10 protein-coding genes and 1 CRISPR repeat array are annotated in these 15,125 nt (G+C 70.4%); all 10 genes read right to left on the reverse strand.

Annotated features, from left to right (window positions below; translation table 11 throughout):
- Positions 1-295: 295 nt before the first annotated feature.
- The 10 genes from ACLJPL_RS17445 to ACLJPL_RS17490 all read right to left on the reverse strand — a co-directional run bounded on the left by ACLJPL_RS17445 (position 296) and on the right by ACLJPL_RS17490 (position 14,506).
- The gene (locus tag ACLJPL_RS17445; RefSeq protein WP_003967684.1) at positions 296-589 is read right to left on the reverse strand and encodes a Dabb family protein; all 294 of its coding nucleotides are present in this window, start codon (positions 587-589) and stop codon (positions 296-298) included.
- An 18-nt stretch (positions 590-607) separates the two neighbouring features.
- Entirely contained in the window at positions 608-772 is a 165-nt protein-coding gene (locus tag ACLJPL_RS17450) for a hypothetical protein (protein WP_411081743.1), read from the reverse strand.
- Between the two features lie 653 nt (positions 773-1,425).
- Positions 1,426-2,907: a CRISPR direct-repeat array (repeat unit 29 nt; unit sequence GGGACCACCCCCGCACGCGCGGGGACCAC).
- A 147-nt stretch (positions 2,908-3,054) separates the two neighbouring features.
- Positions 3,055-3,417, reverse strand: a complete 363-nt coding sequence (gene cas2e, locus ACLJPL_RS17455) for a type I-E CRISPR-associated endoribonuclease Cas2e (RefSeq protein ID WP_411081744.1) — start codon at positions 3,415-3,417, stop codon at positions 3,055-3,057.
- Entirely contained in the window at positions 3,414-4,373 is a 960-nt protein-coding gene (gene cas1e / locus ACLJPL_RS17460) for a type I-E CRISPR-associated endonuclease Cas1e (protein ID WP_411081745.1), read from the reverse strand. The genes cas2e and cas1e overlap by 4 nt, the downstream gene beginning before the upstream one ends.
- Positions 4,370-5,176: a type I-E CRISPR-associated protein Cas6/Cse3/CasE gene (gene cas6e, locus ACLJPL_RS17465; protein ID WP_411081746.1), complete on the reverse strand. Its 807-nt coding sequence runs from the start codon at positions 5,174-5,176 to the stop codon at positions 4,370-4,372. Before cas6e ends, cas1e begins: the two co-directional genes overlap by 4 nt.
- A gap of 3 nt (positions 5,177-5,179) precedes the next feature.
- On the reverse strand, positions 5,180-6,049 hold the full coding sequence (cas5e, locus tag ACLJPL_RS17470; protein ID WP_411081747.1) for a type I-E CRISPR-associated protein Cas5/CasD: 870 nt from the start codon (positions 6,047-6,049) through the stop codon (positions 5,180-5,182).
- Positions 6,046-7,293: a type I-E CRISPR-associated protein Cas7/Cse4/CasC gene (gene cas7e, locus ACLJPL_RS17475; protein ID WP_411081793.1), complete on the reverse strand. Its 1,248-nt coding sequence runs from the start codon at positions 7,291-7,293 to the stop codon at positions 6,046-6,048. Before cas7e ends, cas5e begins: the two co-directional genes overlap by 4 nt.
- 106 nt (positions 7,294-7,399) lie before the next feature.
- On the reverse strand, positions 7,400-8,191 hold the full coding sequence (gene casB / locus ACLJPL_RS17480; protein ID WP_411081748.1) for a type I-E CRISPR-associated protein Cse2/CasB: 792 nt from the start codon (positions 8,189-8,191) through the stop codon (positions 7,400-7,402).
- Positions 8,188-13,077: a type I-E CRISPR-associated protein Cse1/CasA gene (casA, locus tag ACLJPL_RS17485; RefSeq protein WP_411081749.1), complete on the reverse strand. Its 4,890-nt coding sequence runs from the start codon at positions 13,075-13,077 to the stop codon at positions 8,188-8,190. The genes casB and casA overlap by 4 nt, the downstream gene beginning before the upstream one ends.
- 1,123 nt (positions 13,078-14,200) lie before the next feature.
- Entirely contained in the window at positions 14,201-14,506 is a 306-nt protein-coding gene (locus tag ACLJPL_RS17490; protein WP_411081750.1) for a winged helix-turn-helix transcriptional regulator, read from the reverse strand.
- Positions 14,507-15,125 lie beyond the last annotated feature (619 nt).

Consider the following 15,125-nt stretch of genomic DNA (forward strand, 5'->3'; position numbering starts at 1 on the left):
CCGTGAACGGCTGGCGCGGCGGCCTGGGCGGCCTCGGATGGCTGGACGGACTGGGGAGGCACTTGAGGCGCTGTACTGGCCGGCACGGTGACGCCACCCCTTCGCGGTCAACTACGGTCAAACGGTCAACTCATCCGTCAAAAGCGGTCATAGCATCACAAGACATGTCCACTGTGTGCAAGCACCGCAAATTGCCGTGTTGAGGTCATAAGGGTTTAAACAGAACACAGAAAACCCCTCGCCTGAACGGCGAGGGTTGGGGCGGAGCCGGGCCTACGGGCCGCCGGGGAACGGGTCAGAAGGGGTAGTCGGCGATCACCCAAGTGGCGAATTCGCGCCACTGGCCGGCGGCGGCCTGGTGGGCCGGGTGCTCGATGTAGCGCTTGAGGGCGTCCTCGTCGGCGACGGCGGAGTTGATGGCGTAGTCGTACGCGATCGGCCGGTCGGTGATGTTCCAGGCGCACTCCCAGAACTCCAGCTCCGGAACCTGCCCCTCCAGCTCCCGGAAGGCCCGGTCCCCGGCGACCACCCGCGGATCGTCCCGCTCAACGCCTTCGTTCAGCTTGAACAGGACCAGGTGGCGGATCATCGGTACCCCTACTGCTTGCTAATTCACCAGTTCGGTCATGAAGTCGCCGACGCTCTGGGCGGCGCTGGAAATGCCCTCGAACCCTACCTCTACGAGCTCGGCGGACCGCTTGGGAGCGGTGATGATCGTGTACAGCACGAAGACCACCACTATGTAGAAGGTGATCATCTTTGCCTTGGTCACTGCCCTGCCCCTCGTAGACCCCGCCCGCGCCTCGCCTGCGATCGGGCGATTGTATCCGCACACTTGGCCGTATCCAGGGGCTGTTCCCGATCACTGACAAGCCCTTTAAGGTCTTAAGCCCCGCCGATCGATGCCTTTATGCCCACCCCTACGGCTTCTGCGCCCAGGCACGATGAACCTGAGCCCCCGGCCCCGGCAGGACCCGGGGGCCGGAACAGGACCTCACTGTGGGGTCACCGCCGCGCGACTTCCCCCCGACCGCGGCGACTGACCGCAGGCCCTGTTCCCCTCGGGGGAAGCGGCTTGTCCCCCGACGCCGCTTCCCCCGACCTGCTTCTCCCTCACGCTGCTGCCGTCTGTCAGCCGAGGCCGCCTGTGCGGCTTGTGCCGATGCCGAGGTCGAACGTCGACGGGAGCCGCGCGACGGCGCTATCGGGTGAGGGTCCTCCACATGGTCGTCCGGCACCACGCCTACGCCACGAGGCACCGCCGGCAGGGGCCACACCAGGTTCGACCATGCCCTCGGACGCACGCTTGGGGTGAACCCCGTACACGGAGGCCGCAACGAGCCGCAGGGCGCTTCCGCCCGCCGCTGGGACCGCCCCGCACGGGCGGGACCACTTGCAGCGCGAAGCCATGAGCGACCGGGCGGTGGGACCACCCCCGCATGAGCGGGGACCACGGGGCGGGAGCGCGGGGAGGCAGCCGGGTGTCGGGACCACCCCCGCACGCGCGGGGACCACGAGAGCTCCGCCCCGCACGGGTCCGCTGCCCAGGGACCACCCCCGCACGCGCGGGGACCACGAGTCCGACAACCGGTGGGTGTGGCGTAGCCAGGGACCACCCCCGCACGCGCGGGGACCACCGTAGGCTGATGCGGACGGTGTCGATGAGCCAGGGACCACCCCCGCACGCGCGGGGACCACCAAGGCGAAGTACGGGGCGGAGGACCACCCCCGCACGCGCGGGGACCACTGTGCTCGAAGGTGACCCTGGGAGTCGTACCGGGGACCACCCCCGCACGCGCGGGGACCACAGTTCGGGGATCTGACGTGGACGCTTCGGGAGGGGACCACCCCCGCACGCGCGGGGACCACCCGTTGTGCCAGAGCTTCGCCTGCTTGGCCGAGGGACCACCCCCGCACGCGCGGGGACCACAGCGGTACGTGTACCGGAAGACACCCTGCGGGGGGACCACCCCCGCACGCGCGGGGACCACACCACCACTGCTACCACGACGCCGTGAGCCACGGGACCACCCCCGCACGCGCGGGGACCACCCCCTCTTCCCGGACGGGTCGTTGCTGGAGTTGGGACCACCCCCGCACGCGCGGGGACCACCCCATGGGCCTGGACACCACGGGGATGCCGGAGGGACCCCCCCCCGCACGCGCGGGGACCACGCCACTCCGTGTCATGTCATGAGCGTGGGGGTGGGACCACCCCCGCACGCGCGGGGACCACCCGTCGCGTCGGTCGCGTACATCACCCAGTCCGGGACCACCCCCGCACGCGCGGGGACCACCCATGGAGAGTCCGGAACGTGCCCTTCAACGCGGGACCACCCCCGCACGCGCGGGGACCACAGGCCGTCCAGATCGCGCAGATCCTCGCCGTTGGGACCACCCCCGCACGCGCGGGGACCACCCGAACATCAGGCTCCGGCCGAACGCGGCCAGGGGACCACCCCCGCACGCGCGGGGACCACTCATCTGCACCTTCGGGTACGAGGACGACCCGGGGACCACCCCCGCACGCGCGGGGACCACACTCGGCCCACCAGGCCCGGAGCTGGAGCGCGGGGACCACCCCCGCACGCGCGGGGACCACTCCAGCCCGCCGCTCTCCGCGATGGTGCGGACGGGACCACCCCCGCACGCGCGGGGACCACCCCACGAAGGAGCAGCCCGAGACCTGCGCGTCGGGACCACCCCCGCACGCGCGGGGACCACGGGCGCGCCGTCCTGTGGGGCACGGTCGGCCTGGGACCACCCCCGCACGCGCGGGGACCACCCGGTGCCGCCATCGGAGTCTTCGGGGTTGCGGGGACCACCCCCGCACGCGCGGGGACCACATCCAGAGTCCAGACGACTACGAGCTCACCCGGGGACCACCCCCGCACGCGCGGGGACCACAGTTGCTGACCTGCGGCGTTATCGGGGCGGGAGTCGGTTTTTGCTTACTTCCGTAGATGCTCGCCTATCGGTCATTCCGTGCATATCGCCGTCACGGTGCATACGGATCTCCCCTTCACACGCAGCGCCCCTCCCGGGCAACCACCCCTACCGCCCCCCGAACCTCCGCCTCTTCGACGCCTTGCTCCAGCCCTGCCGAGGGACCTCGGCAGGGGTCTTTCCGGGGCGTGGAGCATGAGGGTTCGGGCGGTGGATCAGGGTGAGGCCCTCGTGGTCGGTCGGGTGCCAGGCGTGGTCGTGGGTTTCGAAGGCGTAGCCCTGTTCGTTGTCCGTCTGGTAGGCGAGCAGCGCGCGGCCCTGGCCGGCGTACTCACGGACTTCGGTCCACAGGAGTTCACGGATACGGGTCGACGGAGAGCCCAGGAAGACGCCCGGCGAGATCTCCAGCAGCCAGCGGGTGAGGAAGCCCCGCAGCCCCACCGGGCAGTTGGTGAGGACGATGACGGTCACCAGACGACCTCGTCCCCGTAGTTGCGGCCGGCCTCGACGTGGGCGTCCCCGTCCGACTGGAGGGTGACCCGGTCCGACGACGTACCGTCCGCCTGGGTCGTGTCGCGCGTGCCGTCGTAGCCGAGCAGGTCCTTGATGTCGCGGACGCAACGGTCGAGCAGGCCCGTTCGGTTGATGCGGTCCCGGAGCATCCGGCGCGTCCGGGCCGCGATGTCGTCCGCCCCCTCCGCCGCCGCGTCGAAGGCGGCCGGGATGGCGACCTCGGTCTTGTAGAAGTCCGCCACGTCCATGACGAACGAGCGCTCGTGGCCCGAGTGGACGAAGCCAAGACCGGGGGAGCAGCCGAGCGCGGCGACGACGGAGTGGGAGACCCCGTACATGCACTGCGCAGCGGCCGTCACGGCCTGGTTGGGGGCGTCGCCGGCCGAGAAGTCCTCGCGGTGGTAGTCGCGTCGCCGCCAGGGGACACCCGTGCGTAAGGACTCCCGCTTGTAGCACTCCTTCAGCCGCCGGCCCTCCATCCCCAGCAGATCCTGCCGGGTACGGCCCGCCGTGTCCTCGCCCGGAAAGCGCAGGCGGTACATGGCGCGTGCGACCTCCAGCCGGGTGCGCCGGTTCGCCCACGCCGTGGCCTGCGCCTCGATCAGGCCGGAGGAACGGGTGAGGGCCCGGCCGCCCGCGTAATACCGCACTCCGTGTTCACCGACCCAGGCCACGCCCGCCCCGCTCTCTCCGAGGAGCGCCATCGCCTGATGGGTGACGCGGGTCCCGGGGCCGAGCAACAGCGTGCCGATGGTGGCGGACGGGATGTGGGTGACGCCGTCCGCGTCCTCGGCGGTGATCGCGTTGGAGTCCCGGTGCACCGTGCACCGCTCCAGGTAGACGAACGAGAGCCGGTCGCCGACCCGCGTGAGTTCGCGCGGCGTGGAAGCGCCCCTGCTGCCGACCGTGCTCACGCCGCCCCCTCCCCCTGGCTCCGCACCGGGGCCAGGGTCATCAGGCCGCAGCCGTACGCCTTCGCCTTCCCCAGACCGTGCGTGAGCGTACGGCGGAAAGCCTCCGGATCCGTGATCCGCAGCCGGCCGTCGAAGGTGACCTTGGTGATCTGTACGTCACCGGCCCGGCCCCCCTTCGCTCCGGCCTTCGGCGGTGCTTGAGTCCGCGTCGGCGCTTGTGCCTGTGCCCGTGTCTCTGCCTGCGGCTGCGGCCGGTGGAACTGCAACGGGATCTGATCGCGGACGACGAGCTCGTACTCGTCCCCCTCGGGCAGCAGCCGCCGCTCCTCCGGCTTCCGGACGATCTCGAACCCCGCTTTCTCCTGCCGATCCAGCAGCCACTTCATCTGATGACGGGGAGTCCGATGCGCGGCCCGCTTCGTGGGCTGCCCCTCCTCGAGGTACTGGTGGCGGATGTTGTGCACGGGGTTGGCGGTGAGCCTGAATCCCCAGGTGTCGCCCGGATGGAGCGCGGTGAGGAAATCGGCGTACGCGAACGTCGTCCATCCGGCCTCGTCCGAGGCGGGCCAGCCTGCCTGCTCGACGAGGTGGGTCAGGTCCGGGCGGGTGGGGCTGACGATGAAGAGCAGCGTCTCGGAGGCCCCGTTGTGGTCCACCCGCCACAGCACCCGGGGGCCTGATCCGTCACGGGAGGGGGGCGTGGGGAAGGAGGCGTTCACCGCGCCGTGTACGCGGTGCGGCGAGCCGAGCAGCCGGCGGCCTTCGAACCGGCCGGTGTTCACACGGAAACGGGTGAGGTACATCAGTCAGTCGGTCCTCGGTGTGACGGGCGGGATGGGTGGGACGGACGGGGTGGGGGCGACCGGCGGGGTGGAGCCGGGAGCGACGGGCGGGAGGGCAGAAACGGACGGGACGGGTGAGACAGGCGGGACGGGCGCGACCGGCGTGAGCAGTGCGGTGGGTTCGTGGGGCTGCGGAGACGGCCGCGCCCCGGCCTCGACGGGCACGCGGGTCTCGGCGGTCCGCACGCCCCGCAGCCCGTACCGCCGGTGGCGCGGATCGAAGCTCACCGGGAGGTCCCGCAGCGTCATGTCCGGCAACCGGTCGGGCGGGCTCTCCAGCAGAAGGTCAAGCCGCACCTCCGCGGGCGCGGGCCGGCCCCGGCGGCGGAAGGAGGTGACCCGGTGCTTCCTGTACCAGGCGGAGGCTTCCCACCGCGCCTGCCTCAGGGCCTCCTCCAGCTCCGCGTCCAGCGGTTCCGCGATCGTGACCGGTCGCGAGGGCGGGCAGGACCGGCGGCCGAGGTACGGCAGGAATACGGGCTCCAGCAGCGCCTCGTACAACCGTTGTACGAGCCCGGCGTCACCGCTCACGCCCGCCACGAACACCGCGTCGGCCAGGTAGAAGCGCTCCGAAAGCGGCATCGCCTTCAGCGTGTCGCTGTGGTGCGCGGTGTGGAAATCGCGGAGCCGGGTGCCGGGCTGGTCGATGCGGACGCCGAACTCCAGCGCCGCGAGGTCGGAGAGGTCGGCGTCCCGTCTGCGGCCCTGGGCCGCCGCGAGGAGGCCGATGACACCGCTCTTGGTGGGCGCGCTCTCCGTGGTGCGGCGGGTGAAGCGGGCCGCGGACCCCCACGACTGGAGGGGACCCGCGAGCCGCAGCAGCAGCACGCTCATGCCCCGGGCTCCGCCGCGACGCCCGCCCCGTCACTCGCACCACTGCTCTCCGAAGACTCCGGCGCCAGCCGCGCGGCCACGGCGTCCCCCACCTCGGCCAGCAGCTCGTTCAGGCTCACGGACTTCCCCAGCACGCTCAGAGCATCCGTGTCCTTGCCCACCCGCAGGACCCACCCCTCCGGGCCGTCCGTCAGGCCGAAGCTCCTCTCCAGATCCGGCACGAAGTCGGCGAGCCTCGCGCAGCTCTCCTTGAGGAAGCCGCCGTCCCTGCTCACCGCCACGGGCTCCTCGAACGCGGCCACGTAACTGACCGGACGCCGGGAGCGGAGCTTCACGATCACGGCGGCCGGCAGGGTCTGGTTGCCGAACGTGTTGATCTTCCCGGTCGGGAGGGAGGTGATGAACCCTTCGAGGAACGCGGTCACCGCCCGCCGTGTGGGCTCCACCGGCCGGGCCTCGTCGTGCCCCGCGCCCAGGTTCTCCTGGAGGCGGTTCACGTCGAGCGCGGCGTAGCGGTAGAGCGTCGCGGAGTTGAAGTCGATGGTGCCGATCATCCCCGCGCCGGTCTCGGCGTCCGTGTTCTTGTCGTCGACCGCCGTGTAGTAATCCGACTCGACCTCCACCGCGTGCACGCTGAGTGCGTGCGCGACCTGGGCCGCCGCGTCCACGTTCAGGTCGGTCGAGTCCGCCACCATGCGGCCGAACAGCGCGATGTCCACCGAGTGCTCGGTCCGGGCCGCCTGCTTGGCCCGGGCCTTGTTCTCCTTGTCCTTGAAGAACTCCTTGAGCGCCTTGACGTCACCGCCCTTCCCGCCTTCGACCGTCATCCGGGCGAGCGCGTCGAACTGCCGGTCGCTCAGGAACATCAGGTACGTGGACTCCGCCGCCGGGTCCTCCACGTCCTGCTTGCTCTTCCGGGTGGGGACGGCGACCCTCGAGCCGGTCGCCGCGAGGATCGTCTCCGCCGCCAGGCTCTGCGCGGCGACCCGCGACAACGACGGGTCCAACCCCAGGACCCTGTCGGCGAGGACTTCCACGACCTTCTTGGTCCGGACGCCGAGCTCGGTCGAGTCGAGCAGCTCCGTGAACGCCTTACGGGTGGCCCTCTTCCACGCCTGACTGGACACCCGGGAGCGCCGCACGCCCCCGTACGTCGCTGACTTCGGCGTCCCCGTGTCGTCGCGGTTCAGATTGCTCGGCGGAACGGTCTGGAGGATGTGGATGTCGACAATCGTCCTGGTCAGGGTCACGCGTGCTCAATTCCTCTGTTCGTCGTCATGCGCGAAAGATGTTCTACGGGGGGCGGAGGCATGGGCGGGCGGCAGCCGCGGAGGTGTACGAGCGCGGGCGTCATTCCCCGGCCGCGTAACCCCCGTACTCCTCATCCGGGGCCAGGCTCCGGTCGATCGCCTCGGCGTTCTCAACGGAGCCGGCGGAGGACGGCTTCGCCTTCTTCGCGGCGGAGGCGGCGGCCAGATGGAACTCACGCCCCCACTCCCGCTGCACCCCGGCCCGGTCGGGGCGGGACTGCCAGCGGTAGAGCTGCCCGGCCAGGCGCGCGTAGTCGAGGGGCTCCCCCGCGCCGCGCAGGAGCAGCACGATCTCCCTGAGCCGTACGGCGACGGAGTCGAGGGACTCGGCCGTGCCGACCCGCACCAGGCGTTTGCGCAGCGGGGAGTCCTCCTCGTCCTCGGCGGAGGCCCCCTTCAGCCGGATCAGCGTGCGGACCGCCCCGCCCAGGTTCTGCCTTCGGTCGTGCATGCCCGTGTCCCGGCCGGACTGCTGGTGCAGGGCCCACAGGGTGGAGGCGAGGAAGACGGCCTCCTCCGCGTACTCGCGGCGGAAGAAGTGCTCCCGCACTTCGAGGATCCGGGCCAGCTCCTCCGTCCCGCCGACGCCCCACAGGTCCTGGACCTGGTGAGCCCGCTTGCCCGCCCCGCGTCGCAGCCGGGCGAGCTCCGCCACGGCGGCCGATGTGTCGGCCAGGTACTGCGGCTGGATCCGTGCGATGTACATGCCCGTCGCGCGGGCGACCAACAGGTGGTCGGGCAGGTCCGTGGCCACCGGCTTGCCGTCCCGGGGCGCTGACGAGGCGTCCGGTGCGCCCGCTCCCGCGCCGGTCGTCGTGGGGGTGATGGTCATGCGGTTCCCTCCGGAGGAGCTTCGTGGCCCCGGTCAGCCCGGTCGGCCCGGTCGGCCCGGTCGGCCCGGTCGGCCCGGTCGGCGGCGGTCGGAGCAGTCGTTTCGGGCGGTGGCTCGGGCAGCTCGGGCGGCGGCTTGGGCAGCACCTTGTTGATCCGGGTCCGGAACCACAGGTCCGCCCGCGAACTATCGACCCAGCGCTTGCCCACCCCCGGCAGGTCGACCACCCGTCCCTCCGCCGCGCCCCGGCCCGCCGAGTCGAGGAGCTGACGGCCGAGGTCGAGAACGACATGGCGCGCTGTGGCCTGCCATTCCGCGCGCGCGGCATCCGGGTCCGGTTCCGTGCTGAGGTCCGCCAACCACTGCCGGTACGGCCCGTCCAGCGCCCCGAACCCCAGATCGCGGGCGGTGCCCGTGGCCGGCCCGGCCTCCGAACCGGCCGCCCGCGCCAGATTCCCGGCCAGGTGCCCCAGCGCCGACACGGCCTGCTCGGCGTCGGTGACCGCGTCGACGGCGACCGCACCGTGCAGGCGTCGGTCCTGGTGCAGCAGAACGACCGGCAGGACGATGGAGTCGTCCACCACCTCGTCCACCACGGACTGCTGCGTCCCGTAGACCGCACCGACCAACCGCGTACGGATCAGCGAGCCCTTCTCCAGCACGCCTTCGGTACTGAGCAGGGCCAGCCATCTCACGATCCCGGGCGGCAGGCTCTGGGGCGTACCTCGGCCGGTCGTGTCGCCGGCCGGCTGCTGCGCGTACAACAGGCTGCCCAGACCGCGCCAGGCGGCCCGGGCGGGATCGTGCTGACGCGGCAGGTAGATCAACGGACGGCCGAGCTTCTTCTCCTGCGCCTGACTGCGCCGCCAGCCCGTCATCGGTTCCTTGTTCTGCCGGTTGGCGGGGGCGAGCGGGTCCCCGTAACCGAGGACGACCCCGGTGACGTCTGCTCCCGCCACGCGAAGGAGCAGCCGCCGGGACTGCCAGGTGTAGAGGTCGCGCGGGCCTGCGGGTCGCGGAACGGAAGGGTCCCCTTCCAGCACCCCGGGACCGGGGGGCGTCTCGCGCCGCCAGACGGGAAGGTCGGCCTTCGGCTCCGACGCCAGGATGCCCTCATCCGTCGGAATCAGATTCAGCAGGAGCATTTCCCGCAGGTCCGAGCCGTCCGCGAAGACACCACCGAGACCGCCCACCCAGCCGACACCCTGCGGATACACCTTCCCGCCCTTGACCCGGTCGTCGCCCTCCATCCCGGACTTGATGCCCGAGGAGTCGTACGCGTGCGTGTGCACGAGCCAGCGGGCCGCCTCCGCGAGACCGAGCCGCTCCACGCCGGGCCGGCGCATCGAGAAGAACGCCTCGCCGTTCGGCACGTCGGCCACGATCCGGTTCAGCGAGGCGACTTCGTGCTTCTGCGTGTGCAATCCGGCGACCTGGAAGAACGGCCGCTCGGGATGGAGAAGGTCGAAGCGGTCCCGGTGCCGGTCGAGGTAGTCGGCGACGACGTCGAAGGAGTCCGGCGCTTCCCACAACGCCTCCCAGTCCTCCAACTGCGCCGGCGCACCACCCGATCGGCCCTCGGCCTCGTCCAGGGCGTCGTACAGGATCGCCAGCAGCAGGCGCAGCAGGGCCGGCTCCTGGGTCGGGAGATCACCCACCAGCCGCCGGACGTCCTTGGCCCGCGCGAATACGTCGTGCAGCGAGAGCTGCCCGGTGGAGCCGTCCGCGTACTGGACAGGCAGCCACGGCTCGGAGACCAGATCGAAAGAAGGCACCTTGGACGTCACCGATTCGAGCCCCTTTGCTCGGCTTGCTCCGCGCGCGCCGACAGGACCCGCCCGGAGCCCGTCATCGACGCTGTAGTGGACTTCGAAGCCTGACAGGTGGGTCTGACAATCCTCGTCCAGAACGAGCAGCAACTCGCCCGCCAGCCAGGGGCACTCCTTCACCTGCCAGGCCGGTACGACGAACCGCTCCAGCTCCGCGATGGTCCGGTCGATGGTCCTCGGATGGGTGAGGAGGCGGGGCAGCGTCAACGCGCACGCGGCGACGACTTCGGCGGCCCGGTGCGGCGGAGGCGTGTGTTCCGGCAGGTCCAGCCCACCGCGTCCCTTGTCGAGCCAGCTCACGGTGGTCAGCCGGCCGTCCGCGCGGCGCTGGACGACCAGCACCTCCAGGCTCTCCTCGCTGTCCCGCACCTGCGCACGCCCGCTGCGGCTGTCGTCGGCGTCCCCGGCGTTGCCGTCGAGCCAGCCGAAGAGGGGCCGCCCGGCCCGGCGTACCGGCCCCAGCCGGAACACGTCGGCCCGCTCCCGCTTCTGGGCCAGCCGGGTCAGGTACCCCCGCCGGGCGGCGGCCAGATCCGCCGCCCAGTGCTCGGGCCCGACCGGCCGTTCGTCGTAGGCGGCCTGCACCAACGGGCTGATGTGGTCGGGCAGGACGAGCGGTACGCCGTCGAGATGCGGCCCCAGCACGGCGAGCGCCCGCAGCAGGGTGTGCGGCCCCTGATAGACGGCGAGGGAACCCTTTACGGGCTTGGGCAGTTCGGCGTTCCAGTCCTCCACCCCGGTGATCAGGCAGCGGGCCCGGGCGAGTCGGGGCGGCCGGGTACGCGGATGGCGATGCAGCCGGCCCATGCGCTGGAGCACCAGGTCGACGGGGGCGAGATCGGTGACCAGGAGGTCGAAGTCGACGTCCAGGGACTGTTCGACGACCTGACTGGCCACGACGATGTGCGGCCCGGCGGGTCGGCTGTACGGGCGGTCGGGGTGGCCGTGCGGGTCGGCAGGGTCGCCGTGTGACCTGGCGGGGTCGCTGAGCGGGTCGCCCGGGTCGTCCGGGCGGCCGTGCGGCCTGGCGGGGTCGCTGTGCGGGTCGGCAGGGTCGCCGGGGGATCCGCCGGTCCGGTCGCCATCGGGGCCGAACCGCTCGCGCAACTCGGTGTCCTTGCGCGCCCGGTCGGCCGCGATGAACCGGGAGTGCGCCACGGTGACGGCCTCCGCCCCGAAGTGCGAGCGGAGGTGTTCGGCGGCCTCCAGGACCCGGTCGACGGTGTTGCGTACGACGAGGGCGCACCCGCCGTCGCGCAGCTCCTCGTCCAACCGACGTACCAACGATGGCAGTTCGTCGTCCAGCCGTTCGAGGGCCACCTCCGTACGCCGTCCGGAGGCGGGCTCGGGCCGGGCCGTCAGCACGATGTCGCCGGGTGCGACAGCGGTGATCAACGGGTAGGCGTCGTCGGGGAGATCGAGGGCCTCGGCGAGTTCGGGGGACTCCTCCCCGGCGTACGCGGCGGCCAGTTCGCGCCGGCGCTTCGCCGGGAGGGTCGCGGAGAGCATCACCACGGGCACCCGGTAGGCGGCGAGCCACTCCAGTACGCGGTCGAGGTAGGCGTTCATGTACGCGTCGTAGGCGTGCACTTCGTCGATGACGACGACCTTGCCGGCGACGGCGAGGTGCCGCATCGCCAGGTGCCGGCTCTTGAGCCCGGCGAAGAGCACCTGGTCGATGGTGCCGACGGCGAAGGAGGACAGCAGCGCCTTCTTACGGCCGCGCAGCCACTGGTGGGCGTGGAGGGAGGCGGGGTTGACCCGGTTCGCGGCCCCAACGGGGGACACCTTCTCATCCGGGCCGTCCAGATCGACGGCCGCGATCGTCCGCCGATCGGCCTTCGTCATGCCGGCCCACACCTCGTTGAGGGACGCCTTGGCGTGGGCGAGGACGACGGACAGGGGCCCGTCCGAGGGAAGCCGCCCCAGCCAGCTCAGCAGCCGGGGGAACATCGCGTCCCCGGTCGCGCGGGTGGGCAGCGCCACGAGGCACCCACCGGCCCCCGAGGCGGCGGCCATGACCTCCGCCGCCGCGAAGGCCGCCTCGGTCTTGCCCTCCCCCATGGGGGCCTCGATGATCAGCAGCCCGCCGGTGGGCAGCTGCCGTGCCATCCGTACGGCTTCCTCCTGTACGGGCCTGATCCCGGCGCCCTCCGGAAGGTCGAACCGCGCCTGGAACAACTCGGCTGCGGTGCCGCCCGGTTGCTCGGCCCGCCAGGGCCCGGGGAGGTCCAACCCGGCCCAGGCGGCGGCGAGGCGACGGCGCTCCCCCTCCTCTCCGACCGGCGACCAGGAGGCGGGATCGTACGGGAACAGCTCGGAGGAGCTGGCGATCCAGTCCGAGACGATGACGATCGCGGTGAGCACCACCTGAACGGGCTGCGGCAATCGCACGGACCGCCACGCGGCGAACCGCCCTTCCACACCGGCCCGCACGGCACAGGCGTCCATCAACTCGTACTGAACCGCCCGCCAGACGTCCTCGCTCGCGCCGCCGGTGCGCAACAGTCGGGGCCGCAACCCGAGATCATGGATCTGCTGATGATCCGGCGGCGTCCCGTGATGCCCACCGGCCACCACGGCGAACTGCCCCGAAGCCCGCTCACTCCACCCGAACCGCTCGGCCAGCCACTCCTGAATGAGCAACTGCCCGGCCAGCCCGTGGGGAGCCATCCTGCGATCCAGCCCGAACTGCTTCTGATACGGCATGCCGAGCCCGGCGGCCCGCATCCGGTCGGCAAGCCCGTCCACCTGGCAGGCGAAGGCGGGGGTGGCCTTGCCGATGTCGTGCACACAGGCGAGATAGACGGCCAACTGCCGTGCATCATCAGCCCCTTGCGGAAGCACTTCCGCAACCAGCGCCTTGACGTTGTCGGGCACCCACTCGTCCCAGAGCCGCCCCGCGACGGCGGCACTGTCGGCCATGTGCCGCCACAGGGGGAGCCACTCTTCGGTCTTCCGGTCGTGCTTGCCCCAGGCGGTTCGGGATGCGGGGGACAGGTGGCGGAATGCTGTGAGGCGTTCCGCGTCGATCATGACCATGTGGTCATTCGACATCGATAGAGCAACGGTGGCGATAGGTCTTCAAAAGAAGTGCGAAGTTGATCGAAATTAATCGAAAATGATCTTTAATTGATGACCACTCGACCACGCATGACACTGCCTCATAGTGCCGATTAACGGCAATACCGCTTGGGGTGGCCGTCTACTGCCTCTGGCTGGCACCCCCTGCCTATGTGGGGACGCCAGCCAGGTTGATCGCTTAAGCGTGCACGGGTTGCGTATGGGTCCGGCGTGTCCCCGTCTGCCTGGTTAGAGGCGCGCCCCAAGGATGATCGCTGTGAAGATGATGATCACTGTGATGTTCCAGGTCCATGCGGCGGATGCGGGAGGGGTGAGCATTGGCGGCACGACCAATCCTCCTGAAGTCAAGGCAAGGATGAGGGGGTGGGGGCGGTCGTCGGGCTGATCAAGGCCGCGTGTTCCAGTCATTGGAGAGCTCCTTTGGGCGGCTGAGGCTTCGAGGCAGGTGTCCTGGTGTGCCTGGACGACCTCGAATCTGCAACAGCAGGTATCGCTCTGGCAAACGCGCGTTGCTCCATTAGGGCAATTTTGACATGTTCCTGGCGTATTTCAATAATGCTCTCCCTACATTGTGTTATGTTGCTCTCCCTAGTTGTATCAAAATCGATTTCAATCAGATCCAGCCGGTTCAAGTCTGCGTTGTGTTAAATCCCCGCATGTGCGGGGAACATGGCACCGGTTGTGCGCAATGGTGCTCACCCTAGGGTTCACCCCCGCGTGCGCGGGGAACACCCTCCCACCATAATGTCGCACTGCGAGTCATTATGGCTCGCAGTGCGTGCGGAGGGACACACGTCGCCGACCTCGACGGCGAGGGGCCATTCCCACGTGCGCAGGGACCACTCCGCGAGTCGACTCGCGGAGTTCCGTCCCCCGACAGGGGATCATTCCCGTGCCGGGGAGCACCACTCCTCCCCCAGCCCCTTCCAACCTTCCCTTGGAGCACCCCCGCAGTCAGGGAATGAGCAGCCGCACATAGTGCCGCCCTTGATGAGGTGTCGGTGCTCGTCGCCCGCCTTCGGCCGGACTGCGCACGGGAGCCCTGCGAACGCCGAACCGGACTGGGCGCGGCACGTACCTAAAGGTTCGTGCTTGATCAGGAACCGGTGTCGGGGGAGCCTGGCGGAGGCGCGCCAAGTCCCTTGTCCATTTCGGCCTCTGCCCTTGCGGTGAGGTGGTCCCGACCCCAGACGGAGAGCCGTTCCAGCAGGTCGTAGAGCCGATGGCCGTGCTCGGTCAGCGAGTACTCAACCCGAGGCGGCACCTCGTCGTAGTCCTCCCGGTGGACGATCCCGTCCGCCTGGAGCTCTCGAAGCTGCTGCGTCAACACCTTCTCACTGATGCCGGTGACTAGCCGCCTGGTCTCTCCGAAACGTCGTGGGCCGCCGGTGAGCGCCCACATGATGAACGACTTCTACTTGCCCTCGAACACCGCGACGGCCACGCCCATCCCGCATGTATGCGGATCGCTCACCGTCACAACCTCGGAGCTCCCCATGTCTGCTTCCCCCGTCACCGTCCTTGGCCTAGGCCCGATGGGCCGGGCCGTAGCCGCCGGGTTCCTGGCCGAAGGCAACCCCATAGACGAGCGACCGCAGTCGTCGCTTCGTGCGCCGGCCGTGGGGCGTGCCCACATCTCGGGGGTGCGTGGCGAGGCGGTCGGCCCACGCAACCGCTCACTCGCCAACTGGGACCCGGTCACGCCGCTGTGGAACACCCCGCGTGCGCGGGGACCACAGCCGACTCGACATCCGATCGCGCCTGGAGCTGGGATTATCCCCGCACACGCGGGGACCACAAGCCCGCCCCCTCTCTCGGGCAGCTCCTCCCGGGACCATCCCCGCACACGCGGGGACCACAGTTCCTGACCTGAGGTTCTATACGGCCGGGGCCTGTTTTGGCTCACTTCTTGGGAAGCGGAAATAACTAACCTTGCTTCGCAAGCAACTTGCACACGCACCCGTACAGCCGCCCCTCCCCAGTTGCGAACACGCCGACTACAGCAGACCGGCCGCGACCGC

Origin of the sequence: Streptomyces sp. cmx-18-6, assembly GCF_046548915.1 — a bacterium.
Lineage (GTDB): Bacteria > Actinomycetota > Actinomycetes > Streptomycetales > Streptomycetaceae > Streptomyces.